The organism is Caldanaerovirga acetigignens (assembly GCF_900142995.1).
Lineage (GTDB): Bacteria > Bacillota > Thermosediminibacteria > Thermosediminibacterales > Thermosediminibacteraceae > Fervidicola > Fervidicola acetigignens.
Genome location: NZ_FRCR01000008.1, coordinates 23,062 through 48,695, shown reverse-complemented (window position 1 = coordinate 48,695; position 25,634 = coordinate 23,062). Strand labels below are relative to the sequence as shown.

The 25,634-nt window shown below is 44.7% G+C and carries 30 protein-coding genes; 27 read left to right on the top strand and 3 right to left on the bottom strand.

Annotation, left to right across the window (positions count from 1 at the left end; genetic code table 11):
• Window positions 1-23 precede the first annotated feature (23 nt).
• The 14 genes from BUB66_RS07345 (at window position 24) to BUB66_RS07280 (ending at window position 14,851) form a co-directional block, all read left to right on the top strand.
• Window positions 24-1,058, top strand: coding sequence for a rod shape-determining protein (locus BUB66_RS07345; protein ID WP_073256913.1), 1,035 nt, complete (start codon window positions 24-26; stop codon window positions 1,056-1,058).
• 3 nt (window positions 1,059-1,061) lie between these two features.
• Window positions 1,062-1,922, top strand: coding sequence for a rod shape-determining protein MreC (gene mreC, locus BUB66_RS07340; protein WP_244269791.1), 861 nt, complete (start codon window positions 1,062-1,064; stop codon window positions 1,920-1,922).
• A gap of 4 nt (window positions 1,923-1,926) precedes the next feature.
• On the top strand, window positions 1,927-2,427 hold the full coding sequence (gene mreD, locus BUB66_RS07335) for a rod shape-determining protein MreD (protein WP_073256907.1): 501 nt from the start codon (window positions 1,927-1,929) through the stop codon (window positions 2,425-2,427).
• Between the two features lie 18 nt (window positions 2,428-2,445).
• Entirely contained in the window at window positions 2,446-4,545 is a 2,100-nt protein-coding gene (gene mrdA / locus BUB66_RS07330; RefSeq protein ID WP_073256904.1) for a penicillin-binding protein 2, read from the top strand.
• 103 nt (window positions 4,546-4,648) lie between these two features.
• On the top strand, window positions 4,649-5,257 hold the full coding sequence (gene minC / locus BUB66_RS07325; RefSeq protein ID WP_073257179.1) for a septum site-determining protein MinC: 609 nt from the start codon (window positions 4,649-4,651) through the stop codon (window positions 5,255-5,257).
• 28 nt (window positions 5,258-5,285) lie between these two features.
• A complete protein-coding gene (gene minD / locus BUB66_RS07320) occupies window positions 5,286-6,092 on the top strand; it encodes a septum site-determining protein MinD (protein ID WP_073256901.1) in 807 nt (268 codons plus the stop codon).
• 13 nt (window positions 6,093-6,105) lie between these two features.
• Window positions 6,106-6,387 carry a cell division topological specificity factor MinE gene (gene minE, locus BUB66_RS07315; RefSeq protein ID WP_084098898.1) on the top strand — a complete coding sequence of 94 codons (282 nt, stop codon included), beginning with the start codon at window positions 6,106-6,108 and terminating at the stop codon, window positions 6,385-6,387.
• A 23-nt stretch (window positions 6,388-6,410) separates the two neighbouring features.
• Window positions 6,411-8,174, top strand: coding sequence for a cell division protein FtsA (locus tag BUB66_RS07310; RefSeq protein WP_073256895.1), 1,764 nt, complete (start codon window positions 6,411-6,413; stop codon window positions 8,172-8,174).
• Window positions 8,175-8,250: 76 nt separating this feature from the next.
• A complete protein-coding gene (gene rodA, locus BUB66_RS07305) occupies window positions 8,251-9,345 on the top strand; it encodes a rod shape-determining protein RodA (protein ID WP_073256892.1) in 1,095 nt (364 codons plus the stop codon).
• 100 nt (window positions 9,346-9,445) lie between these two features.
• Window positions 9,446-10,147, top strand: coding sequence for a M23 family metallopeptidase (locus BUB66_RS07300; RefSeq protein WP_084098896.1), 702 nt, complete (start codon window positions 9,446-9,448; stop codon window positions 10,145-10,147).
• 11 nt (window positions 10,148-10,158) lie between these two features.
• The gene (locus tag BUB66_RS07295) at window positions 10,159-11,025 is read left to right on the top strand and encodes a site-2 protease family protein (RefSeq protein WP_073256889.1); all 867 of its coding nucleotides are present in this window, start codon (window positions 10,159-10,161) and stop codon (window positions 11,023-11,025) included.
• A 36-nt stretch (window positions 11,026-11,061) separates the two neighbouring features.
• Entirely contained in the window at window positions 11,062-12,918 is a 1,857-nt protein-coding gene (locus BUB66_RS07290; RefSeq protein ID WP_073256886.1) for a TIGR03960 family B12-binding radical SAM protein, read from the top strand.
• Window positions 12,896-13,567: a TIGR03936 family radical SAM-associated protein gene (locus BUB66_RS07285; protein ID WP_073256883.1), complete on the top strand. Its 672-nt coding sequence runs from the start codon at window positions 12,896-12,898 to the stop codon at window positions 13,565-13,567. The genes BUB66_RS07290 and BUB66_RS07285 overlap by 23 nt, the downstream gene beginning before the upstream one ends.
• Before the next feature lie 24 nt (window positions 13,568-13,591).
• On the top strand, window positions 13,592-14,851 hold the full coding sequence (locus BUB66_RS07280) for an Rne/Rng family ribonuclease (protein ID WP_073256881.1): 1,260 nt from the start codon (window positions 13,592-13,594) through the stop codon (window positions 14,849-14,851).
• 33 nt (window positions 14,852-14,884) lie between these two features.
• On the opposite strand, the gene BUB66_RS07275 is transcribed toward BUB66_RS07280, so the two are convergent.
• The 3 genes from BUB66_RS07275 to BUB66_RS12145 form a co-directional block, all read right to left on the bottom strand.
• A complete protein-coding gene (locus BUB66_RS07275; RefSeq protein WP_073256878.1) occupies window positions 14,885-15,256 on the bottom strand; it encodes a hypothetical protein in 372 nt (123 codons plus the stop codon).
• 90 nt (window positions 15,257-15,346) lie between these two features.
• Entirely contained in the window at window positions 15,347-15,658 is a 312-nt protein-coding gene (locus BUB66_RS07270) for a hypothetical protein (protein WP_073256875.1), read from the bottom strand.
• On the bottom strand, window positions 15,655-15,831 hold the full coding sequence (locus tag BUB66_RS12145) for a hypothetical protein (RefSeq protein ID WP_159431514.1): 177 nt from the start codon (window positions 15,829-15,831) through the stop codon (window positions 15,655-15,657). Before BUB66_RS12145 ends, BUB66_RS07270 begins: the two co-directional genes overlap by 4 nt.
• Before the next feature lie 125 nt (window positions 15,832-15,956).
• Here BUB66_RS12145 and BUB66_RS07265 point away from each other — a divergent pair, with 125 nt between their 5' ends.
• From BUB66_RS07265 to rsfS, 13 genes are all read left to right on the top strand, one after another.
• Complete coding sequence (locus BUB66_RS07265) at window positions 15,957-16,445, top strand: cell wall hydrolase (protein WP_244269790.1); 489 nt, start codon at window positions 15,957-15,959, stop codon at window positions 16,443-16,445.
• 14 nt (window positions 16,446-16,459) lie between these two features.
• The gene (ypeB, locus tag BUB66_RS07260; protein ID WP_073257170.1) at window positions 16,460-17,812 is read left to right on the top strand and encodes a germination protein YpeB; all 1,353 of its coding nucleotides are present in this window, start codon (window positions 16,460-16,462) and stop codon (window positions 17,810-17,812) included.
• Between the two features lie 248 nt (window positions 17,813-18,060).
• Complete coding sequence (locus tag BUB66_RS07255; RefSeq protein WP_143156247.1) at window positions 18,061-18,426, top strand: hypothetical protein; 366 nt, start codon at window positions 18,061-18,063, stop codon at window positions 18,424-18,426.
• 114 nt (window positions 18,427-18,540) lie between these two features.
• The gene (locus BUB66_RS07250) at window positions 18,541-19,227 is read left to right on the top strand and encodes a TIGR00266 family protein (RefSeq protein ID WP_073257146.1); all 687 of its coding nucleotides are present in this window, start codon (window positions 18,541-18,543) and stop codon (window positions 19,225-19,227) included.
• A 486-nt stretch (window positions 19,228-19,713) separates the two neighbouring features.
• A complete protein-coding gene (gene rplU, locus BUB66_RS07245) occupies window positions 19,714-20,028 on the top strand; it encodes a 50S ribosomal protein L21 (protein WP_073256869.1) in 315 nt (104 codons plus the stop codon).
• Window positions 20,025-20,372: a ribosomal-processing cysteine protease Prp gene (locus BUB66_RS07240; RefSeq protein ID WP_073256866.1), complete on the top strand. Its 348-nt coding sequence runs from the start codon at window positions 20,025-20,027 to the stop codon at window positions 20,370-20,372. Before rplU ends, BUB66_RS07240 begins: the two co-directional genes overlap by 4 nt.
• Window positions 20,369-20,653 (top strand): 50S ribosomal protein L27, encoded by a 285-nt coding sequence (gene rpmA, locus BUB66_RS07235; protein WP_073256863.1) that lies wholly within the window; start codon window positions 20,369-20,371, stop codon window positions 20,651-20,653. Before BUB66_RS07240 ends, rpmA begins: the two co-directional genes overlap by 4 nt.
• A 42-nt stretch (window positions 20,654-20,695) precedes the next feature.
• Entirely contained in the window at window positions 20,696-21,331 is a 636-nt protein-coding gene (locus tag BUB66_RS07230; protein WP_073256861.1) for a Spo0B domain-containing protein, read from the top strand.
• A gap of 37 nt (window positions 21,332-21,368) precedes the next feature.
• Window positions 21,369-22,643, top strand: a complete 1,275-nt coding sequence (gene obgE, locus BUB66_RS07225; protein WP_073256859.1) for a GTPase ObgE — start codon at window positions 21,369-21,371, stop codon at window positions 22,641-22,643.
• Between the two features lie 24 nt (window positions 22,644-22,667).
• Window positions 22,668-23,282 carry a nicotinate-nucleotide adenylyltransferase gene (gene nadD, locus BUB66_RS07220; RefSeq protein ID WP_244269789.1) on the top strand — a complete coding sequence of 205 codons (615 nt, stop codon included), beginning with the start codon at window positions 22,668-22,670 and terminating at the stop codon, window positions 23,280-23,282.
• A 26-nt stretch (window positions 23,283-23,308) separates the two neighbouring features.
• The gene (gene yqeK / locus BUB66_RS07215; RefSeq protein WP_244269788.1) at window positions 23,309-23,884 is read left to right on the top strand and encodes a bis(5'-nucleosyl)-tetraphosphatase (symmetrical) YqeK; all 576 of its coding nucleotides are present in this window, start codon (window positions 23,309-23,311) and stop codon (window positions 23,882-23,884) included.
• Window positions 23,872-25,050 (top strand): LCP family protein, encoded by a 1,179-nt coding sequence (locus tag BUB66_RS07210; protein ID WP_073256857.1) that lies wholly within the window; start codon window positions 23,872-23,874, stop codon window positions 25,048-25,050. Before yqeK ends, BUB66_RS07210 begins: the two co-directional genes overlap by 13 nt.
• A gap of 16 nt (window positions 25,051-25,066) precedes the next feature.
• A complete protein-coding gene (rsfS, locus tag BUB66_RS07205; RefSeq protein ID WP_073256854.1) occupies window positions 25,067-25,444 on the top strand; it encodes a ribosome silencing factor in 378 nt (125 codons plus the stop codon).
• Window positions 25,445-25,634: the final 190 nt, after the last annotated feature.

Below are 25,634 nucleotides of genomic sequence, written 5' to 3'. Positions count from 1 at the left end.
ATAATGGAAAGGAGTAGCAGTGCATGTTTGGACTTTTCAAGGCTCTTTCGAAAGATATAGGAATAGATCTTGGCACGGCTAACACGCTCGTGCACGTGAAAGGGAAAGGGATAGTGCTTAGAGAGCCGTCGGTAGTCGCAATTCAGAGGGATACGGGGACCATTTTAGCGGTGGGCGAAGAAGCAAAGCACATGATAGGGAGAACACCCGGCAATATTGTGGCCATACGGCCGTTGAAAGACGGCGTAATTGCTGATTTCGATATAACCCAGGCGATGCTTAAGCATTTCATATCGAAGGCCTTAAAGACAAGGAGCTTCGTGAAACCCCGAGTGGTGGTTGGAATACCTTCGGGTGTTACCGAAGTTGAAAAGAGGGCCGTCATAGACGCAACGCTGCAGGCAGGGGCCAGGGAAGCATATCTCATCGAAGAACCAATGGCGGCTGCCATAGGAGCAGGGCTCGAGGTGCAGGAGCCTACAGGAAATATGGTTGTGGATATCGGCGGTGGCACTACGGAAGTTGCCATCATATCCCTTGGAGGAATTGTGACTAGCAAGTCTATACGTGTAGGCGGAGATGAAATGGATGAGGCTATAGTAAACTACATCAAGAAAGAATACAACCTCATGATAGGAGAAAGGACTGCAGAAGAAATTAAAATAACGATTGGGTCTGCTTTCCCTAAACCCAAAGAGGAGGCCATGGAGGTAAGGGGAAGAGACTTGGTGACGGGTCTTCCAAAGACTATAAAGGTGAGCTCTGAGGAGATAAGGGAGGCCCTTGCTGAACCGGTAAACAGCATTTTGGACGCGATAAAGGTCACGCTTGAAAAAAGTCCTCCCGAACTTGCGGCAGATATAATGGACCGGGGGATAGTCATGACGGGCGGAGGTGCGCTGCTTTATGGCCTTGACAAGCTGGTTAACCACGAAACGGGAATGCCGGTTCATATTGCCGAAAATCCCATGGACTGTGTGGCTCTCGGAACGGGAAAAGCCCTTGAGGAACTGGACCTTTTGAAGCGAGTGCAGGTCTTATCAAAAAAAGTTGTTTAAAGGGTGTGGTGGTTTTTGCTGCACCTTAGTAGATATAAAAAGGCATTTTTCCTTATATTTATAGTAGTTGCCCTGAGCTTTGCAGTAAATTCTACGGTTCACAACAGGTCTTTATTTGGTGTACTGGAGCGTCCTGTAATTTTCTTTGTAAAACCCTTGCAGGAAGTATTCTCATGGATTTCCCACGGGGTGAGGAAAGCCGTTACGTCGGTTTCCGAGGTGTTTTACCTAAAGAGGGAGAATGAGGCTTTAAAGAAAGAGGTACAAGAACTTTTAGAATACAAACATAAATTTTTAGAATACAGCGCAGAAAACGCAAGGCTTCGAAGAATGCTGGAGTTCAAGGAAAAAAATTTACAATACAATATGGTGGCTGCCGAAGTAATAGGTAGAGACCCTGGCAACTGGTTTAACGTAATAATTATCGATAAAGGGAAGAAAAACGGTATCATGGAAAATATGGCCGTAGTTACCGAGAGGGGCTTAGTCGGATACACGATGGACGTGGGGGATGATTGGGCTAAGGTGCTCATGCTTTTGGACAACAGAATGTCGGTGAGCGCGATGATACAGAGGACGAGGGATAACGGCATTCTCAAGGGCAATATCGCACCGGCTCCGCCCGGGTGCGCCAAAATGGTTTTTTTGCCGGCCGACGCCCGCATCGTGAAAGGGGATGTGGTCATATCCTCCGGTTTGGGAGGCATAGTGCCCAAGGGTATATTGATAGGAGAAGTAGTAGAAGTAAAAAAAGAATCGGATAATTTGACCCAGTACGCAATCGTAAAGCCAGCGGTGGATTTTCAAAAGTTGGAAGAAGTTTTCGTCATAAAAGGGCAAAGGGCCGTGCCGGGGGGTGAATAGCGGGTTGAGAGTACTTGCCTATTTCGCGATAGCTGTTTTGCTGATGGCAGCCCAGTCCACCCTGGGAGTGCTTTTTCAAATCGGCACCATTAAACCCGATTTCGTACTGGTATTGGTGCTTTGCGTGGCGTTAATTAAGGGAGAGAATGCGGGAGCCGTATACGGCCTTACAATAGGACTTCTTGAGGATATAGTTTACGGAAGTTTTCTCGGATTTAACGCACTGATAAAGTTCCTGACCGGTTATGTGGTAGGTTACGGAACGAGAGATTTATTTAAAGGTCCCGTGGCGTTGACCATGGGCTTTGTTTTCGTTGGGACGCTGCTTTACAATCTGGTATTTTTGTTAGCGTACTGGGTTTTCGTCCCCGGGTACACCACCGGCCTTTTGGTGCCGAAAGCGGTATCTTCGGCCTTTTATAACGCGCTTATAGCCCCTTTTGTGTACGCGGCTGTTATGAGGCTGGAAAAATTTCTGAATTTTTATTTTGAGACGAAATATTAAAACCAGGGGAGAATTGCCGTGGATGTTAAGAAAATGGAGAAAAGGTTGCACATATTCACGTGGATTGCGGTGGGAGTTTTTCTTTTTCTGAGCATAGGCCTGTTCATGCTCCAGATAATCCACGGTGCTGAATACGAAAAACTCGCCCAGGAAAATAGAATCAGGATAGTGCCTGTCACGGCGCCGAGAGGAGTTTTTAAAGATAGAAACGGCAAAGAATTGGTTAACAGTAAGCCGAGCTATACCGTTTCTTACATGAACGTAAATTCAACCCCTGAAGAACAGGAAAAGGTATTCAAAGTATTGAGTGAGATCTTAAAAATACCCGAAATCACTCAGATTGTGAAAGAAAAATACACTGTGGGTGAAAATGGAGAGATAGTTTTGGAAAAGCTCCCGCTATATGACGTAAACGGCGACGGAAAGGTGGGTGCGGGCGACATCGAAGTGATTGACGAAAGAACACAGAAAGGCGTCGGCATAAAGAGCATCGAGGCCTCCACGGGCAAGGTAATTCTCGATGCCCCTAAAGATGCGACGGTGCTCGTTTCATACTCTTATCACACTCTGAAGAATAAAATAAGGGACCTGGGATATAAAAAGTACATGCCGGTCAGGCTGAAGACCAATGTCGATATGGAGACGGTGGCAAAAATCGAGGAAAGACGGCTTCCCGGCGTTTATATCGAAGTGGAACCCATAAGAAATTATGTCTATGGAAGCCTTGCAGCTCATGTCTTCGGTTACGTAGGAGAAATTAATCAGGAAGAGCTGAAAGCCCTCAGGGATAAGGGTTACCGGCTCGGGGATCTGGTGGGCAAGATGGGGCTGGAAAAGGTATTGGAGCCGTATTTAAAAGGCGAGGACGGAGGCCGGCAGGTAGAGGTGACGGCGACGGGAAAACCCATACGCACTCTCGGTGAAAAGCCGGCGACTCCGGGAGCTACGGTCAATCTTACGTTAGACCTGAAACTGCAGCAAGTGGCAGAAAAGGCCTTGGAAGAACAGCTTAAAAAGCTTCAGACGAACAAAAGAAATCCACTGCCCAACGCCAAAAGAGGGGCGGTTGTGGTATTGAATGTCAAAACGGGAGAAGTGCTGGCCATGGCCAGCTACCCGAGTTTTGACCCCAACATGTTTGCGAGGGGGATAACCCAGAAGGAGTGGGAAAGCCTGGCCAACAATCCCTTGAGGCCTATGGTGAATATAGCTATATCTGAAGTATACCCGCCCGGTTCGGTTTTTAAAATGGTCACGGCCACAGCAGCATTGGAGGAAAAGGTGACCGATGAAAATGAGAAGATTCGCGACCCGGGAGTTTACTGGACAATAGCGCCGAAAAAAGACTGGAAACCCGGAGGGCACGGCATCGTCGACATAGTAAAGGCCATTGCCGAATCCTGTAACATCTATTTTTATGAAATGGGAAGGAGGCTCGGCATAGATACCATAGAAAAATATGCAAGGATGTATGGCCTGGGGAAACAGACTGGAATCGAACTTCCCGGTGAGAAATCAGGAAATGTGGCAAGCAGGGAATACAAGCAAAAGGCCTTCAATAGAGCCGAGGACAAGATATGGTATCCTGCTGAAACCTTGGATGCAGCGATAGGACAGGGCTACCACCAGTATACGCCCCTTCAAATAGCGACTTATATTTCTGCAATCGCCAACGAGGGTTACTGGATGAAGCCGTATCTTGTAAAGAGCATTGTGGACTCAAAAGGAAATGTGATTTATGAGAGGAAACCCGAGGTTGCGGGCAAAGTTCAGGTGTCGAAGAAGACTTTTGAAATCATAAAAAGGGGCATGAGGGGGGTCGTGCTGCCGGGAGGAACGGCCTACTCCGTTTTTTCTGATTTCCCTATTGCCATTGGAGCAAAAACTGGAACGGCCCAATGGGATGTAAAAAAGACACCCCACGGCTGGTTTGTGGCTTTCGCACCTTTTGATGATCCAGAGGTGGCTGTTGTAGTATTCATAGAGCAGGCTGGATCTGGAGGAACTACTGGAGGCCCCGTGGCCAAGGCTGTGTTGAGTGCTTATTTTAATCTAGATTTGGGACAAGAAGAAAAGGACGGCAGTGGAGAAAATTCCGGAGTTCGGGTTGTCGAATGACCAGCCAGAATCTGTAAGATTCTGGTTTTTTTGTTTTAGCAAGAAGGAATTGGCTTTTTTTTGAAGAATATTGATAAAAGACGAAGCTGCGGAGGGAATATCGATGAGTCAAAAGATGGTAGTAATAAAGGGTACAAGGGATGGGATTTCAATAATATTGCGCCGCCGTTCGGATTTTGAAACCGTAAAAAATACAATTCTTGAAAAACTCCAAAAAGGAGGCGACTTTTTCAAAGGTGGCGAAGCGCGCCTTCTAATCAAAGAAGGACATATAAGCCAAGAAGAGATAAATCAGATTGAGGCGATGTTGAAAGAATACGGCTTAAAACTTAAGAAAGACCATCCGCTTTATACCATTCAATTCCCAACACCTCCGTTGCCTGAAACCCTAATTTTGAAAAAAACCTTGCGCTCGGGACAGAGAATTTCGTATGGCGGCAATGTGGTTATATTAGGCGATGTAAATCCAGGAAGCGAAGTGATAGCGAAAGGGGATATCTTGGTTTTCGGCACGCTGCGAGGCATGGCGCATGCGGGAGCGGAGGGGGATGAAAACTCGATAGTTGCGGCGTACAGGTTGCAGCCTATTCAGCTCAGGATAGCCGGAGTTATTTCAAGACCACCGGAGGGGAAAAGTACAGTTCCGCAGGTGCCAGAAGTGGCCTATTTGAAAGACGGTGTCATAGTAATTGAACCCTATTATTTTCATTAAAGAGGTTTATAAATTAGGAGGGGAAGAGATGGGTCAGGTAATTGTAATTACTTCCGGGAAAGGAGGCGTGGGAAAAACCACCACGACTGCCAACATTGGGACTGGTCTTGCTCTTTTAAAGCACAGGAAGGTAGTGATGATCGACGCTGACATTGGACTTAGGAATCTGGATGTGGTTATGGGGTTGGAAAATCGCATCGTATACGATCTCGTTGATGTGGTGCAAGGCGTGTGCAGGCTGAAACAGGCTCTTATAAGGGACAAGCGCTTCGAAAACCTTTACCTTTTGCCTGCAGCTCAGACGAAGGACAAGACTGCAGTATCGCCTGAACAGATGAAAAATTTGTGCGACCAACTTAAGGAAGAATTCGATTACGTTTTGGTGGATTGTCCAGCAGGTATCGAGCAAGGTTTTAAAAATGCAATAGCCGGGGCGGAGAAAGCTATTATTGTTACGACGCCGGAAGTCTCTGCAGTTCGCGATGCCGACAGAGTAATAGGACTTCTTGAAGCCGCAGGTTTTGAAGAGCCTCAGCTTATAATTAACCGCATTAGGCCGGATATGGTAAAACGCGGCGATATGATGGATATTGAAGACATAATAGATATACTTGCTATCGACCTTTTAGGAGTAATTCCCGAAGACGAGCGAATAGTAATTTCTACTAACAGGGGTGAGCCAGCAGTCGCTGACGAAAGTTCGAAAGCAGGGCAAGCCTATAGGAATGTAACCCGCAGGTTAGAGGGGGAAAATGTACCTCTGATGTCGTTAGATGTAGAACCCACTTTGATGGAAAAAATTAAAATGCTTTTTGGCCTTAGGGTAAGAAGATAAAGGGGGCATTAGGATGGATTTTCTTAGACTTTTTGGTAGAGATGATGTGTCAAGCAAAGATATAGCAAAAGAAAGATTAAGACTTATCCTGGTGCACGATAGGGCCAACGTTTCACCGCAATTCCTAGAAATGATAAAGAGCCGGATCATCAACATTATTTCAGACTATGTCGATATAGAAGAGGAAGGGCTGGAGATTAAGCTTACGAGAATGAAAAAGGATGAGGATGCGACCGTGCCCGCTTTGGTTGCTAACATACCCATAAAGAGGATAAAACATGTTGTCCGCGCTTAAAAAAGGAGGAATATTTTTAGCAAATGAGCGGAGAAGTTTTTGCACTTGATATCGGAACGAGGACAATAGTTGGGGTCGTTTTGTGCAAAAGTGGGAGAGAATTTTTAATAAAGGACTGGGAAATTTTAGAGCATGAAACGAGGGCGATGTACGATGGACAAGTGCATGATGTGGAACTTGTAGCCGATGGTGTCAGGCGCTTGAAAGAAAATCTAGAAGGCAGATTGGGTTATGAATTGAAAAAAGCTGCGGTGGCTGCCGCCGGTAGGAGTTTAGTTACGATCGAGACCAGGGTTGAAAAACGGCTCTTACCTTATAGAGAAATAGAAAGAGATGATATACGAAATCTTACGGTTGAGGCTTTGGAAAAGGCCATTGAATCAATTTCAGGGAAAAGCGCAAAAGAAGGATTTATTGACTATCATTGCGTTGGGTATAGCGTGGTCAGATGGTACCTGGAAGGGAATCCGATAGAAAATCTGCTGGGCCAGAAAGGGAGGAGTGCCACTATAGATATTGTTGCGACTTTTCTCCCGCGTTCGGTGGTTGAAGGCCTAATTTCTGTTTTAAAAAGATGTGACTTAGAATTGGAAAACATTACTTTGGAACCCATTGCTGCAAGTAGCATCGCGGTCCCTCCCAGCATGAGGAAGCTCAATATCGCCCTGGTTGATATAGGTGCGGGTACCTCGGACATAGCCATTTCGAAGGACGGGAGCATCATTGCCTACGGGATGGTTCCTACGGCTGGAGATGAGATAACGGAAAAAATATGCGAAGCATTTCTTTTGGACTTTCAGGAAGGGGAAAGAGTAAAAAGGAAGCTTCTGGACAGTACCTTCGTAGAATTCACGGATGTATTGGGGATTGAAAGGCGCGTGGAAACGAGGCAAGTAATGGAAGCGATAAAAGAGGCGGTTTGGGACCTCTCAGCCCAAATAGCGGGGAAGATTTTAGAGCTCAACGGAAAACCCCCGGCGGCGGTAATATGCATAGGAGGAGGGAGTTTGCTGCCTGGGCTTCCTGAAGCTATTGCGGCAAATCTGGAGATTCCAAAGGAAAGAGTAGGGGTCAAAAACTTAGAGTCCACAAACTTTATCAAAGGTGGCAAGGTAGGCTTATCTGGGCCCTTTGCCATAACGCCTGTGGGTATAGGTGTCAATGCGATAGAAGGTACAACCCTTTCCTTTATCAAGGTTTGGGTAAACGGCGAAATGGTGCATGTGCTGGGTAAAGACGAACCCACCGTTTTTCAAGTTTTAGTGCAGGCAGGATATCCTTCTTCGAGAATTTTAGGGCTGCCCGGTCCTGCTCTGACTTTTGAACTCAACGGAAAATTGAAAGTAGTGCCAGGAAAACTTGGGGTACCTGCGGTGATTACAGTGGATGGGCGTACAGCGAGCCTCGATGATCGTGTAAAAGACGGTGCGAGAATACAAATCGAAGAAGCAAAGCCTGGGGCACCAGGCAGAGCTTGGATTAGGGATTTTATAAAAGATGAGGACAAGGTCTTTATATTCGTCAATGGCAGAAAAATTTCAGTGGAACCGCATGCGTTCATCAATGGCGAGAGTGCCAGTTACGATGATGAGATACCCCCCGATTCGTCGGTGGAAATAAAAAAACCCGACCTCATCGTGAACGATATTTTCAATATAATAGACTTTGATTTAGGCGGATTCAGGGGATACCTGGACATAAAGGTAAACGGCATGCCGGCAACTTTGACTACTGCTCTAGAAAGCGGGGATTCGGTAGAGCTCTCATGGAAAAATATACACGGCTAACCGGATGGCAGATTGCTTTCAGGGGTGGTTTAAGATATGGTATAATGGATAATGGATTTTCTTTGGGAGGCTCGCTATGGATCCGAGGCTTTTAAAAAATCTGGACTACAGGATTATAGTAGTAATAACGATGCTGGCAGCACTCAGCATATTGACCATCAGCAGCGCCACCCATGTAACTGCCCCCGGGGGAAGCTTCCATTATACCAAAATGCAATTTTTATGGTTTCTCCTGGGACTTGTGGCGATGGCGTTTTTCATAGTGGTGGATTACCATACTGTCGCAATGCTTTCAAATGCTATATATGTGGTAAATTTATTATTGCTCGTTATAGTACTGCTTCTGGGAAGAACGACGATGGGCGCTCAGCGGTGGATAGACATAGGTCCTTTTGGCTTTCAACCTTCTGAATTTAGCAAGCTTGCGGTTATAATTACTTTGGCGAATTTTTTGGATAAAAAGAAAGTCGTCGGTTTGAAGGATTTACTTCAAATATTCATTCACGTAGGGATACCGATGTTGCTCATAGTAAAACAGCCAGACCTGGGGACATCTCTAGTATTGATAGCAATAATGTTCGGCATGATATTTGTTGCAGGGGTCAGTGCAAAGCTCATTTTGGGAACTGTAGCGGCGGGATTGGCTGCATTTCCGGTATTGTGGCATTTTCTGCACGATTACCAGAGGATGAGGCTTTTGATTTTTATAAATCCAAATCTGGATCCTTTGGGTTTTGGATACCACGTGATTCAGTCAAAAATAGCTATTGGTTCCGGGAGGTTTTTGGGAAAAGGTCTTTTCAAAGGGACTCAGAACCAGCTTGATTTTATACCTGAGCAGCAGACTGACTTTATTTTTGCCGTGTTGTCAGAAGAACTGGGATTTGTAGGCGGGATGTTTCTTTTATCTTTATTTTTCGCCTTGGTATATCTCACAATAAGAATAGCTTTCAAATCCCGCGACAAACTTGGAACTTATATGGCCGCTGGTGTAGCAACAATGTGGATATTTCAGATATTGGTAAACGTAGGCATGACGATGGGGCTTATGCCCGTCACAGGGATACCCCTTCCGTTCATGAGTTATGGCGGGAGTTCGTTTTTGATGAACATGATGGCTGTGGGCCTTGTACTGGGAATAGGGATGCGAAGACAGAAGATCCTTTTTTAAAGGCCGGGGAAATTTTTCCTTGGCCTTTTGTCTTTGTTGTAATAAAAGGGCTTAGCTCGCCATAGATATATATATCGAGATTTAAGCTGGAGGGGGAACCATGTGGTGGCACAGAGAACGTGATCCGTATGCCCAATATTATGAGAATTCAGAAGAAATGAGTATAAATCGTTTTTTGAACCTCCAAAAGGTTATAGTTGCCTTTGCTATATTATGCGTTATGCTTTTTTTAAAAAAAATTAATTTGCCACCGGCCTCCGCAATAATTACAAGGGTCCGTAGTGCTATAACTTATGAAATGAACTTAGCAGAAATTTTAGAAAAGATAAAATACCAGAAATTTATAAGGGATATACCCGCCTTGAAAAGTATTTTTGGGGAGGAGACTTCTTCTTTGCCTTCGAGAGTATTTATTGCCCCTCTGAATGGGAAGGTTACTTCGGGTTTTGGGCAAAGATTTCATCCCCTCCTGGAAGTAGAACGAATGCACAATGGAATTGACATAGAGCAGCTCGAGGGAACACCTGTCAAAGCTGCGTCAAGCGGAATGGTGATACAGGCGGCTCAAGACCCGGAGCTAGGCCAGCTTATAAAAATAAGGCACGAAGGGGACGTGGTGACGGTATATGCCCATCTTAAAGATGTCTACGTAAAGACTGGAGACAGAGTGACCCAGGGGGAAGTAATAGGAACTGTCGGTAAAACTGGACTTGCCGAAAATCCTCACCTTCACTTTGAAATCTGGGAAAAAGGACAGGCGCAGGACCCGGAAAAGTGGCTGGAAATTTCCGAAAAGCCTTAGGGGGATACACAATGTTTTTTTTAATCGGCAAAGTGAAGGTAAGACTTCATTTTTTGTTTATCGCGATTGTTGTTGCTGGCCTTTTTGGAGGGGCATACAAAGAGATAATAGCTGCTTTGTTGGCAATACTGGTTCACGAGATTTCGCACGTTTTGGCAGCGCAGATGCTTGATATAAAAGTGGACGAACTGGAACTATTGCCTTTTGGCGGCAGGATATATATTAAAATGTTTTACCAATATTCCCGTGAATGCGAGGTACTCGTTTTGCTCGCAGGGCCTGCTGGAAACTTGCTGCTGGCCGCTGTTTTCATGTCCTTAGCTTATAATGGACTTATCCCTTATGGCATTATGTATTTTTTTATAAGATACCAGCTTATTTTAGGACTTTTCAATATGTTGCCGGCCTTACCTTTAGATGGAGGAAAGATATTTATGTTATGGCTAAGCCAAACCGTGAGTTTTATAAAAGCGGTGCGAATAGCGGCCAGGGTGGGGAAGGTTTTGGCATTTTTTTTATTGGCTTTATTTTTAGTTATGGCTGCAAACTCTAATTTGAGTCCGGCGCTTGTAGTGACGGGAATTTTTCTTTTCTGGGCAGCCAGCGATGAGGAAAGACATGCTCCCCTTATGTTTATGAGTTATATGGCGCATAAAAAAGAAAACCTAATTGAAAAAGGGGTATTACCTGTTCAGTCTATCGTAGCCTTTGTCAAAGTGCCAGTAAAACAGGTTATATTTCGCCTAAACCCCCAGAATTTTTACCTTGTCTACATTATAGACAATAACAATAGGTTAAAAAAGTGCTTGACCGAAACGGAAATATTTGACACTATTATAGAAAAAGGATTGGATATAAAGTTGGAAGACCTGTTATAATATAAAAGGCACAAAGCTACGAGGAGGAATAAGACTTTGGAGATTGAAAATATTCTCGATGAAATTCTGCCAAAAGTTTCAAAACCAATGAGGTACGTAGGCAATGAGTTAAACAGCACCAAAAAGGATAAAAACGATATCAAGGTCCATATCGCATTGGCATTTCCAGACGTATACGAGGTAGGCATGTCCCATCTGGGACTCAGGATTTTGTACCACCTACTGAATGAACGAGAGGATGTCTATGCAGAGAGGGTATTTGCACCGTGGATTGACATGGAGGATATACTAAAACAAAAAAAAATTCCTCTATTTAGCCTCGAAAGCAAAACCCCCCTTTCTGAATTTGACATGATCGGTTTTTCGTTGCAGTACGAGATGAGTTACAGCAACGTATTGAATATGTTGGAGCTTTCGGGAGTCCCTATTTTTTCATCAGAGCGCGAGGAAAACAACCCTATAGTTATTGCCGGAGGTCCATGCGCTTACAATCCGGAGCCCCTTGCTGAAATTATCGACCTTTTTGTAATAGGAGAAGCAGAAGAGTCAATTTTGGAATTGGTGGACCTATATATAAATTGGAAGGAAAGTTCATCCGAAAGGAAAGAGTTTCTGGAAAGGGCGGCACAAATTCCGGGAATTTACGTTCCGTCCCTTTACCGGGTGACGTACAGCGAAGACGGGACAGTGAGGGAGATCTTACCCAGAAAAGAGGGTGTTCCAGAAAGGGTGAAAAAACGCTTTATTGAGGACCTCGATAGCGTATATTATCCCACCAAACTGATAGTCCCTTATACTGAAATAGTTCACGACAGAGCGGTACTTGAAATTTTTCGAGGATGTACAAGAGGCTGCCGCTTTTGCCAGGCGGGGATGATATACAGGCCCGTCAGGGAAAAATCGGCGGAAAAATTGGCGGACATTGCCCGGGAAATGATAGATGCCACTGGTTATGAAGAAATTTCGTTAGCTTCGCTCAGTACCAGCGATTACTCGGATTTGAAAAGGCTTGTAGAAATATTAACAACCGAGTTCAAAGACCGCAGAGTCGGCCTTTCGCTGCCTTCGCTTCGCATCGATTCTTTTACATTGGAACTGGCCCGGAGAATTATGGAGATTAAAAAAAGCGGGCTTACCTTTGCTCCCGAAGCCGGTACTCAGAGACTTAGAGATGTCATAAATAAAGGTGTTACAGAGGAGGACTTGATAAAGTCGGTAAGGAGAGCTTTTGAGGCCGGCTGGAACTCGGTTAAACTTTATTTCATGATAGGACTTCCGACGGAAACTTACGAGGATTTAGAAGGGATTGTAGACCTTGCTCATAAAGTGGTGGATGTTTACCGCGAGGTAAAAGGGAAGTGCAAAGGACTCAGGGTTACCGTGAGCACCTCTACTTTTGTGCCTAAGCCCTTTACCCCATTTCAGTGGGAAGCGCAGATTCCTCTAGAAGAGATAAACGAACGCCAGAAATTTTTAAAGAAAAAGCTCAAGAACCCCCATATAATTTACAACTGGCACGACGGCCGATTAAGCTTCCTAGAGGCGGTGTTTTCAAGAGGAGACCGGCGACTGAATTTAGTGCTCAAGAAAGCCCGCGAAAAGGGGTGCAGGTTTGACGGCTGGAGCGATATGTTTGCTTTTTCAAAGTGGATGGAGGCTTTCAGCGAAGCGGGGTTAGACCCCGGATTTTACGCCAATAGGCCGCGCCCTGAAGGAGAATTTTTCCCCTGGGAGGTCATAGATCCGGGAATAGATAGACACTTCCTTTTGAGGGAGTTGAAGAAGGCGAAGATGGCACAGCCGACCCCCGACTGTCGGTTCGACAGGTGCCACGGGTGCGGGATAATCAAAATAAAAGGCGGGATTCGATGTGAAGTTAAGAATGAGGATTAGAAAAGGCCGAGAGGTAAAATTTATATCCCAGCTCGATATGATGAGGGCCTTGGAGCGGGCCATGAGAAGGGCCAGGCTCCCCCTAAAATTTACGGAGGGCTTTAACCCCCGGCCTAAAATGAGTTTTACCCCGGCCATACCGGTCGGGATTACCAGCGATGCGGAATACGTAGACGTGGAACTCACGAAAGAACTTGCTTTGGAAGAAATTTATGACAGCTTGAACTCAACACTGCCACCCGGCATTGCCCTGTTAAAAGTAGGAGATGCCGAAGGCAAACTGCCCCTTTCATCGGTTAACAGGGCGCTTTATACGGTCGTTGTAGACCTGGGATGTGCTTCGAGAGAAGCTCTGGAAGAGGCAATCGGAAAAATCCTTTCTTCATCCGAAATAAAAATGGTCAAAAAATCTAAAGGAAAAGAGAAAGAGGTGAATATCGCCTCCGGAATTTACGGGATAAAAATAAACACCGCTGAAAACGACAGGTTCACGCTCAAGATGGAACTTGCCGCCGGGCAAGATGCAAGTGTAACTCCGTTTATGGTGATTGATGCGTTAAGGGAGTACGTCCCTTCTCTTAATGTACGGGGCGTTAATAAGGATGAGCTGTTTGTTTTCGACAAAGGTAGGAAAATTCTTCCTCTTTAGGTTCCGCAAGGGAGATGAATGTCCATGAAAAAAGAGATAGTTGCTGATGTGGGAAAAGATGAGGTGATGGTGGGGATTTTAGAGGATGGAAAACTAGTGGAGTTTTTTGTTGAAAGAAAAATAAGCGGTAGCATAGCCGGAAATGTATACAAGGGGAAAGTGGCAAACGTCCTTCCGGGTATGCAGGCTGCCTTTGTGGACATAGGTCTGGAAAAAAATGCCTTTTTATATGTGGGCGATGTTAATCTGGAATCGCTGGGAAATCTCAATGAACGATCGGAATGGAATGTAGAAAAACCTTCTATCCAGGATATGTTAAAGCCGGGGCAGGAAATACTAGTGCAGGTAGTAAAAGAGCCCATTGGTTCGAAAGGGGCCAGGGTTTCAACAAATATAACTCTGGCCGGTCGGTACCTGGTCCTTATGCCCAGGCTCGATTATGTAGGGATATCAAGGCGAATAGAAAAAGAAGAGGAAAGGGCCCGTTTGAAGGCTTTGGCCGAGGAATTGCGCCCCTGTCGAATGGGTGTTATCGTGAGAACGGCTGCTGAGAACAGGGGAGAAGACGAAATAAAGGCTGAGATGGATTATTTGAAAAATTTATGGGAAGAGATTAAAAAGAAAGGGCAAACTTCATGGGCTCCTAAGCTGATTTACAAGGACATGGACCTAATAGAGAGGATAGTTAGGGATGTATTCACGCCCGAAGTGACATGTTTTTACATTAATACAAAAGAAGCTTTTGAAAGAGTTGTGGAGATAGTATCGGTAATTGCTCCGGGTTTGCAAGAGAGGGTGAGCCTGTATAACGGTGAAGAAAGTATTTTCCAATATTTCGACATCACATCGGAAATCGAAAAAGCCCTGCGGCGCAAGGTGTGGCTTAAATCAGGTGGTTACATCGTTATAGACAGGACCGAAGCCCTGACGGCAATAGACGTTAATACTGGGAAATTCACAGGCGATAAGGACCTGGAGGATACCGTTTTGAAGACCAACTTAGAAGCTGCGAAGGAAATAGCAAGGCAGATAAGATTGCGGGATATAGGGGGGATTATAATTATAGATTTTATAGATATGAATTCACAGGAACATAGAAAAATGGTCATCGATGCCCTTGAAATGGAACTCAAAAAAGACAGGACAAGGACCCATATTTTTGGGATAACTACTCTAGGCCTTGTGGAAATGACTAGGAAAAAGGTGAGACAGAGTCTCGATGAAGTTTTAGAAAGGGTATGCCCTTACTGTGACGGCAAGGGCAAAATAGGAATTTTAAAATAGCAATTTGATATAGAGCCGTGCTCGCGCACGGCTTTAAGTATTTTTTTCCTTTTCCTCTGAGCCTTTGATTTCCTTACTTTCCGCAGGTTGGGCCTCGCTGGCAGAAAGGGTTTTCACGAGATTTAAGAGCGCGGCAGGATTTATCTTTTTGTCGGAACTGGTCCCTAACATTGTAAGTAAAGTCGATGCCAGGTCTTTTACGTCTGAAGGAGCAGGTTTGGAAAGAACTGAATTTTTTATGCCGATTTTGAGATCCTGAGAATTTAGGAAGGTCAATATACCCAGGATGTTGCTCAAGGCTAGGAGGCTTACCACCTCATTGATGTTACCGCCGCGCTTTCCCTGAATTACTTCCGCCACAATTTCCAACAGGCTGAAATCGGACCTGGTGGTTTCTTCGGACATTGTTTCACCCCCCTGTTAACTTAATATATGATTTCGGTAAATAAAAAAGAATAAAAAGGGCCTTTGCAGCCCTGAACAAAAATCGATTTTTTATTCATTCTTTTCTTTTTCGGCCAACGCATTTAGAAGATTTTCCAGTTGTTTTGTCTTCGTAGAGTCCTCCGCCGGTTTAATTTCGACGGTTTCCTCTTTTTTATCTTCCTTTTCTTCCGAAGGTGTAGATACGATAGAAAGCAATGCGTTTAAGGCTTCAAGGTTTATTTTTTCTTCGGGGTTTGATGGCCTGAAGACGTTGAGGACCGTGGAAAAAATTTCTATAACTTCCTGGCCTTTTGGGCTTAGAAAAGGTTTTAGGGCGCCCAAGAGCTTCAAATCGTCATCAGATACCGAAAGAAGCCTCATTTGTTTAATGCACCCCTTTTGATATTTTTTGATGAAACCGGTACTTCAAAAGACTTAACGAGTAGAATCAGTATTAAAAAAAGCAAATAAGGGTTATATGAGGTTTTTTTCCAGTTTTTTTCGAGCTTTTTCTCATCGTGGCTGTGCTCATTGCCCTTTTTATTTTCATCCATCGTTTCGCACCTACTTTTCATAAATTTTTCTAAAATATTATATGTTTTTTTTGTTGAGGAAGTGAGGGAATAAAGGATGCGGGGATCACCAAAACTAAAAATGACAAGTTTGAGGAGGTGACAAAGTGGAAGGATTTGTAAAAAAGGTAAGGCTTATTACCGCTCTTGCGTTAATGTTAATCCTCGGAGCCGGAATCTTTTCAGAAAGTAGAGAGCGCTCAGTCAAAGAAGCAACTGCCGGCTATTTAGTTGCAGCAAGGGCAAGTGACATAGAATTATTAGCCCGCGTAGTATCAGGGGAAGCGGCTGGAGAACCGTATATAGGTCAGGTTGCCGTTGCAGCCGTTGTCTTAAACAGGGTGAAGAGCTCTAAATTTCCAGATTCAATTCCCGAAGTAATTTATCAGCCGAGGGCTTTTGAGTCAGTGAGCAACGGACAAATATGGGCTAGGAATCCAAGTAGGGAAAATTACAATGCTGCTCGCGATGCCTTAAATGGCTGGGACCCTACTTACGGAAGCCTCTTTTTCTGGAACCCATACAAAAGAGTTAGCCCCTGGATATGGACCCGCCGGATAATCACCCAGATAGGAAGACACGTATTTGCAAGATGAAGGGAGATGATGAATTGAAAAGAAATTATGTTTTGTGGACATTATTAGTGCTGCTCGTAGCTTTGGCGGTTTTTAGCCTTTGGAGCATGAAAAGCAAGGCGTATTCTGCGGAAAACCTTCTGGAGGCGGGTTATCAAAAGGCTTTTTACAACCTTCTTGAAAACGTCAATAACATTAACATATTATTATCCAAAGGGCTTGTCACATCGTCAGAAGGCCAGAGGATTATGCTTTTAACCAGCGTCTGGCACGAAGCGGAAAAGGCCCGTTCCAATCTTTCTTCCCTGCCTTTGGGAAACAGAGATATGACTAACATGCAGAAATACTTCGCCCAGATGGGGGACTTTTCCCATACCATTGCCGAAAAAATCGCGCAGACTCAGACGGTTACTCAAAGGGAGTGGAATATTCTCCGGCAGTTCAAAAAAAATACTCAGAACTTGAACCGGTACCTACGGGAGCTTTCAGATGATGTGGCAAAAGGACGGGTAAACTGGGAGAAAGGTTCTTTTGCCATGGGTATGAGCAGGAGGGTCGGGCAGGTGATGGCCGATAAATTCGTGGCAATAGACCAGCGGCTCAAGGAAGAAGCCCCGACCATCACCTATGACGGCCCGTTTTCCGACCACGTTGAAGAGATAAAACCGAAGGCTATAACAGGTTCGCTCATAACCGAACAGGAAGCCGTTGAAATAGGACGGAAATTCATAGATAACCCGCGGAACGTGCGGTACGATGTTTCGGTGACCGCACGAACAAAGGGGACCATAGATGCCTACACCCTCAGCTTCAGGAGAGCCGGAACGAACGATATTGATATCGCAATGGATGTAAGCCGGCAAGGCGGGCATGTGTTATGGTTTTTAAATTCGAGAAACGTCGAGCAGCAGAAAATAGACATAAAAACCGCCGTCGAAAAGGCGAAAAAATTTATCGCGGCCAGAGGTTACGGCAATATGGAACCCACAGGGTCACTGCGGGAGAACAATACAATTACTGTGACCTTTGCTTATAAACAGGATGATGTTCTAGTATACCCGGATTTTGTGAAGGTAAAGGTAGCCATGGATAACGGCGACGTAGTGGGCTTTGATGCCCTCGGGTATCTCACAAATCACACGGAAAGAAAAATCCCAGAATTTAAAATTAGTGAAGAGGAGGTAAGGGGTAATTTTGAAAAGAGACTTACAGTAAATAGAATACGTAAAGTGATAATACCCGATGAGGCTTTGAAGGAAATCTTTTGCTACGAGGTCGACGGGAGATTGGAAGATGAGCGCTATCTCGTTTACATCAACGCTCAGAACGGACGTGAAGAAAGAATATTGAAAGTTGTGGAAACCGACAGAGGTACCATGACCATGTAAAGCTAGGAACAAATTAAGTTAGGAATGAATAGCCTATTACTAGCAATAGTGGGGCAAAGGGGGGTCTTCGTTGCTTCTTTCCGTGGAAACCAGGAGGGATGTCTTCGTAGTATTTTTAGTACTAATATTGCTTTTACTTGCAGATTAGGCGGGGGAATACCCCGCTTATTAATTTTTTCTTGCAACACATAAGTGGGAAGGGAGTGAATATTATAATTTTTAAGATTAACTTTTTGGAGGGATCTTTTGTGTCTTTAATCCGTGAACTCATCGAAAATATATACCGGCAGGATGAATATTCGCTCGTATATCTGTTACTTATAGCGAACGCACTGAGCCTTGCGGTTTTCCTGTCCAGAGATGCAGAAGCAAAATCCGTGCCAGGTAAGTTTAACGCCAGGGAAAGGGGAACACCTGGTGATTTGAACAAAACCCCAGAAACTCCAAGGACACCGACACAACAGTCTTCAAAAAAAACCATATCGGTTGTCGCAAGCGGTGGAATTGAATTGCCTGCCCCGGGAAAACAGGTAGAGCAGTCCCAAAAAGAAAAAGTGATAGACCTTGAGAAAGTCCGATCAAAACCCCTGGTGTGGCGCTTCCCCAACAACTGAATTACTTTACAGGAGACATTATCAAATATATATGATAAAATGGGAGTTAAAGTGAAGGATTATTGGTACCACCCGGGGGGCGGGGAAAAGAAAACAAACGGGGGAGGAAGTTTTATGAAATATGAAATCCGGGGAAATACATTACCCGTGGTTATCCTGACTTTGGAAAAAGGGGAGAGTGTCTTTACGGAATCCGGCGGTATGGCCTGGATGAGCGACGGATTCGAAATGAAGACCAATATGGAGGGGGGACTTTTTGGAGGTATCGCTAGGAAGCTGGCGGGAGAAACGATTTTTATGACGACTTACACCTGCAAAAAGCAGCATGGTATTATTGCTTTTGCATCATCCTTTCCGGGGAAGATAATCCCGCTGCAACTTTCCGCAGGACAGTCCATTATATGCCAAAAGAAGGCTTTTTTATGTGCGGAAAGGACCGTAAAACTGGAGATTTTCTTTAGGAAGAAACTGGGGGCGGGCCTTTTCGGCGGAGAAGGCTTTATTCTGGAAAAAGTGACGGGCCCGGGAATGTGTTTTATTGAAATGGACGGAGAAGTGGTGGAATACGACCTGGCACCGGGAGAAATTATGAAGGTTGACACCGGCCATATAGCCATGTTTGAACCCACCGTTGATTTTGACATAGAGATGATAAGAGGATTTACAAACATACTGTTTGGCGGTGAAGGCCTATTTTTATCTACTCTAAGAGGGCCCGGCAGAATCTGGCTTCAATCCATGCCTTTACAAAACCTTGCTGCAAGGTTGATACCCTATCTGCCTTCGTCGTCTTCTTCTTAATGTGCTGCTATCAGCAAATAAAAAATGTTCCCGGCAAAAAGAACGCACTATGCAACTTGCTACGCCCAGAGATAAATTGTTCTGTCGCTTCTTTGCTTTCCTGCGCATGTGGTTTTGGCCGTTGCGGACCGCATCCGGGATCCGCTACCTACGAGAGAGTAATAAGCCTTGTGAAAAACGTTATAGTTACGACTAAGGTTTTAATAAACAAATTCGACCTGAACGAGGAAAAAACTGAGGAAATATTGTGTTTACAATGGAATCTAAATAATAAGTAAAATTCTCTTTGATGAAAAAAATAGTAGAGGCGATTTCAAAAAGCATTTTGACGATGAATTTTTCTGACTGGAAGGGAGAGAAAGTCCTGTCGAAGTTGACAGAAGGCGTTTTTGTGTGCTAAAATTAACTACGTGGTTTCGCCGGCCACCGCACAGGGCGGGTTTAAAAGTATTACCTTGTCCTGGCGAGAGGAAGGAGGATGAGAGAATGTACGCGATAATTGAGACCGGCGGAAAGCAGTATAGGGTTTCGGAGGGCGATGTAATCAGGGTAGAAAAATTGAGCGCGCAAGAAGGCGAGATGATCGAGCTCGATCAGGTACTGGCCGTCTCCGACGGAGAGAAATTTATGGTGGGACAGCCGGTACTGGAAAATGCAAAAGTAAAGGCGACGGTACTGAAACATGGCAAGGGCAAGAAAATAATCGTCTTTAAGTACAAGCCAAAGAAGAATTACCGGAGGAAGAAGGGACACCGCCAGCCCTATACCGAGATTAAAATTGAAAAAATCGAAGTCTCATGATAAAGATAACCGTTACTCTTGATGAGAACGAAAGAGTGCGGGAGCTTTCGCTCAAAGGACATGCTGGGTATGCCGAGTACGGAAGAGATATAGTCTGCGCTGCGGTTTCAGCCCTGGTCGAGACAGCGGTGCTGGGGCTTGAAAACGTGGCAAAAATTAGGATTTTTCCGATAAAAAAGGAAGGGTATTTTCATCTTGTTCTTCCCGAAAACGAACAGGAAGAAAAATTATCTAGGGCTTCCGTTATATTGGAAACAACGGTACTAGGCTTGAAAGATATAGCGCGGAGTTATCCAGCATACGTAAAATTAGAAACAAGAAGAAAAGGGGGTGTTTTGAGATGAACCTTCAGCTTTTCGCTCATAAAAAAGGAGTAGGAAGCACGAGGAACGGAAGGGACAGCGAATCCAAGCGTCTTGGAGTGAAAAGATTCGACGGGCAGTTTGTGAAGGCCGGAAGCATCCTGGTGCGCCAGAGGGGCACGAGGATCTATCCGGGGAAGAACGTGGGGATGGGGGTTGACTATACCCTCTTTGCGAAAACCGACGGTTACGTGAAATTCGAGCAAAAAGGCAAAGATAAAAAAGTGGTAAACGTTTACCCCGAAGTGCAGCTCCTCGGATAATCGAGGAGCTTTTTTGATGGCAAAGAAGGAAAATTAAAAATAATGAAGAATATAAACGATGTTAAAATTAAAAAAGGTTTGGTGGACCAAATGGCGGAGTTTTTGGTGCGCTTTACGACTGAAAGCCAGCACTATGTAAGCCTTGTGGTTTCGAAACTTTTAAAGACAAAAGGATATGGTGCTTTTACCTTATTTTGGTGTATATTGATTTTTTTCGTAGCAGTACTTGCGGCAAGATTTTACGATAGATTTGTGCCCAGAAAATGTTGGGAAAGGCTTTTTTTCTTCTCGAGGCTTCAGCGGCACGATTTTAACAACCACCTACAGGTTATATACGCCATGCTTCAATTGGGCAAGGTCGATAAAGTTTTGGATTATATAGAAAAAATAAAAAGGAAAAATGAAATTTTTTCTGCAGTTTGCAGCTTGGAAAACCCGCGGCTAATAGGCGAAGTCCTAGACCTCATAATCCTTTTGAAGAAAAAAGGATATGATATATATATAAAGGAGCCAGTAGACTTCGACCTCAAAAAAGTCAACTTACAAGATGTCAAGTATCTGAAAAAGAAGATTTGGAAGGTATTGAAGGAAGGGAAGGATTTGCAAAAAAATAGTAATCTACAGAATGTGTTTCCCGAAGCGCTGGTCATATGCGATTCTAAACCTGACATTGTATAGCTTTTCTTTTTATGTTGATAATTAAAAGGTGATGGATATGTTTGTGGATAAGGCAAAAATATACGTCAAAGCTGGAGATGGCGGAAATGGAGCTGTTGCTTTTAGGAGGGAAAAATACGTGCCCCGGGGCGGACCGAGCGGAGGGGACGGCGGAAAGGGTGGAGACGTGGTGCTCCTTGTTGACAGAAATCTTTCTACCCTGCAGGATTTCAGATATAAAGTACATTATAAGGCAGAGCGCGGACAAAACGGGCAGGGTTCAAACAAAGCAGGCAAAAGCGGCGAAGATCTTATCATCAGAGTCCCCCCGGGCACGGTTGTAAAGGATGCAGCTACCGGTGAGGTGCTTGCAGATCTTGTAGAACACGGCCAGAGCTTTGTTGTAGCCCGTGGAGGCAGAGGAGGGCGCGGGAATGCTCGTTTTGTTTCGTCCGTAAATCAAGCTCCGGATTTTGCAGAAAAAGGTGAACCCGGTGAGGAACGCTGGATACTACTTGAATTAAAACTGCTGGCTGATGTAGGTCTTGTGGGTTTTCCAAATGTAGGTAAATCCACCCTGCTTTCCCGGATGACGGCGGCAAGGCCCAAGATTGCCGATTATCCCTTCACCACCCTTTCCCCTAATCTCGGAGTGGTGGAAACCGGTCCGACTGGTCGCAATTTTGTCATTGCCGATATTCCCGGGCTAATTGAGGGAGCACATCAGGGCCTGGGGTTGGGCCATGAATTTCTGAAGCATGTGGAAAGGACCAAGCTCCTTGTCCACGTCATAGATGCTGCAGGACTTGACAACGACCCTATAGAGGGGTTTTATGTTATAAACAAAGAACTGGAAAACTTCAATGAAAAACTGGCCCGGAAGCCCCAGATAGTTGCGGCTAACAAAATGGACCTTCCGCAGGCTAGAGAAAACCTGGCTAGAATAAAATCTAATCTAGAACCTCGGGGTTACGAAGTAATTCCAGTATCGGGAGCGACGGGCGAAGGCTTAAGAGAGCTGATCTACAAAATAATACAGTACTTGGATAAAATAGGTGATGAAAAGGTTGAACCAGTTGAGGTAAAAAAATACACCGTAAAAGAAGAGGATAAGATAAAAGTAAGGCGGGAAGGAGAAATTTTTGTTGTCGAAGGAAAGACCGTGGAGCGGCTAGTGGCCATGACAGACCTAGGCAACGAGACCGCTTTAAAGAGATTGCAGAGAGCATTTAAGAATCTAAGAATTGACGAACTTTTAAAAGAAGAGGGAATAAAAGAGGGAGATACAGTGAGGATAGGCAATAGCGAATTTTACTATACAGAGTTGGAGTAAAGACCGAAAGTGGAGGGAGACGTTTTGGGGATTGGAAAGAGGATTGGGATAATGGGGGGAACGTTTGATCCAATCCATTTTGGACACCTGGTAACGGCAGAAGAGGCTAGGATTAATTTTGAATTGGACAAGGTAATTTTTGTTCCCACCGGAAAACCCCCCCACAAAAAAGATTATGAAGTAACCGATTCCGAACACAGGTATTTGATGACTGCATTAGCTACGAATAACAATCCTTTTTTCGAGGTTTCCAGGATTGAGATAGATAGAAAAGGGTATTCCTATACGGTAGACACGTTAAATCAAATGGTACAAATATACGGAAAAGATACCTCGTTATTTTTTATTTCTGGAGCCGATGCGGTGCTTGATATACTTACATGGAAAAACATAAAAGAAGTGCTGGATATTTGTACTTTTATAGCCGCTACGAGGCCTGGCTATCCTATTAATAAATTAAAAGATAAGCTTGAAGAGATAAAAAGATTATACGGGAAAGACGTTTACCTACTCGAGGTTACTGCAATAGCTATATCCTCTACCGATATAAGAAGAAAGGTCAAAGAAGGGCGTTCCATTAAATATCTGGTTCCAGAGGGTGTGGAAAAATACATTTTGAAAAACGGTCTTTACAGGTGATTTGGATGATTTCAAAGGAATTGATTATGGAGGATTTGAAAAGGAACATGACTCAAAAACGCTTCGCCCACACTCTCGGAGTAATGGAAATTGCGGTGGCCCTTGCAAAAAGATACGGTGTCGATGTAGAAAAAGCGCAGCTTGCCGCAATGGTACACGACTGCGCAAAAGATATGCCGCAAGACGAGCAGTTGAATTTAGCACGGCAGTTTGGTATACTGTTAGATGAAATTTCAATGGCGGAGAAAGCTTTAATACATGCCCCGCTTGGAGCTGCCTTAGCGAAAATAAAATACGGCATAGAAGATCCGGCTATACTCAGGGCTGTCAAAGTGCACACTACGGGGGACCCGAAGATGACCCCCCTTGATAAAGTGATTTTTCTTGCAGATTACATAGAGCCCGGGAGGAATTTTCCAGGAGTCGACAGGTTGCGCAAAGTGGCTTTTGAAGATTTGGATGATGCTGTAATCATGGCGTGCGATTCGACTATAAAGTACGTAATAGAGGGCGGTAGGCTGCTGCATCCACGTATGGTCGAGGCAAGAAATTGCCTTCTCCTGGAGAAACTCAAAAGGGGAGAGAAAAAATGGGGAGGATAATTAAGTATATAATTATCGTTTTTGCTTTTGCATCTTTAGCTTTCGTGAGCGGTTTTTATTTTGCTCTGTCCCGCTTGAATGGAGGTCAAGGTCTGTTTACAGGAGACAATCCTTCCGGCGATGAGTACTCTGGCGGGAGATTGAACGTCCTAGTTTTGGGACTTGATGCCGGAACCATTGGCGCCGACGAAGAGCACAACCATTACAGGTCTGATACGATGATGGTGGTGAGTGTTGACCCTGTCGAGAAAAAAATCAACGTGCTTTCGATTCCCAGAGATACCAGGGTAAGGATTCCCGGAGTGGGTTATCAGAAGATAAATGCTGCGATGGCTTATGGAGGGCCAGAGCTTGCCGTTAGAACAGTAAAGGACTTTCTTGGAGTGCCCATACACAATTATGTGGCTATAAATTACAGCGGCTTTCGCAAGATAGTAGACGCGATGGGTGGTGTAGAGATAAATATTGAAAAAAGGATGAAGTACGTGGACAAAGCCGGAGGACTTAATATCGATTTGGAACCTGGCCTTCAGGTGCTCGACGGGGAAAAGGCCGAGCAATTCGTAAGATTTCGGCAGTACCCGGAAGGCGACCTTGGGAGGATAAAAGCCCAGCAGAAATTTCTCGAAGCTGCTGTAAAATCATTTTTTAAACCTTCTACCATTTTGAGGCTTCCTCAGATAGTAAAGGCAGTTCAGGAAACGGTGAGAACTGATATTGAGCCATCAAATATGATGAAACTTGCGAATCTCGCAAGGCAGATAGGACAGGACAACGTAAAAATGTATATCCTTCCTGGAGAGGGAAGGTATATAGGCGGCGTGAGCTACTTTTTACCTTATGAGACCGAAATGCGAAAAGTAGTGAAAGAAGTGTTCTTCGGCGAAAACGCAAATGTAAAGGTTGCGGTATTAAACGGCAGCGGCTATGCGGGCCTGGCAAGTAAAGTGGCGGAGAAATTGGAAGCAATGGGTTTCACGGTGGTCAGGGTCGCTAATGCCGATAGCTTCGATTACGATACCACAACTATAATATATCCCAGCGATATGAAAGAATACGCAGAAAAGCTGGCGAAAGTTTTCGGGAGTGCTAGGATGCAGGAAGGCACTGGGGATGACGAAAATTTGACGACAATAATCGTGGGTAAGGATGCCCAGAGAAATTGATATGGAGGGGGAACGAATGATAATAAGCCCCAGAGAAGCGGCAATGCTTGCAGCTAAAGTTCTTATTGAAAAAAAGGCTGAAAATGTAGTGGTGCTGGACATAAGTTCCATTTCGATTCTGGCCGATTATTTCGTAATTGCCACCGGCAAATCATCGATTCACGTCAAAGCCCTATGCGATGAAGTTGAAGAGAAACTCCTGGAAAATGGGTGCAGAATTAGGGGGAAAGAGGGCTATGATGAGGCCCGTTGGGTCTTAATAGACTTTTTTGATGTCATTGTCCACGTATTCGACGAGGATTCGAGGGACTATTACGACCTGGAGAGACTTTGGTCCGATGCAGCGAGGATAGACGTTGACAGCAATTATGATTTTGCATATAATAGACAGTAAAAGTGAAAACTGCCATTCAAGGAGTAGTAAAGGCTAAAGCCCTTACAGAGACCGGGTGGATGGTGTGAATCCGGAGGGTGAAGCCTTGAACTCGCCTTGGGAATTGGCCGGTAGGCGTTAAAGTGCAAAGAGCGGGCAACAGCCAATTAGGGTGGTACCGCGGGAGAAAGGCTTCTCGTCCCTAAATTGA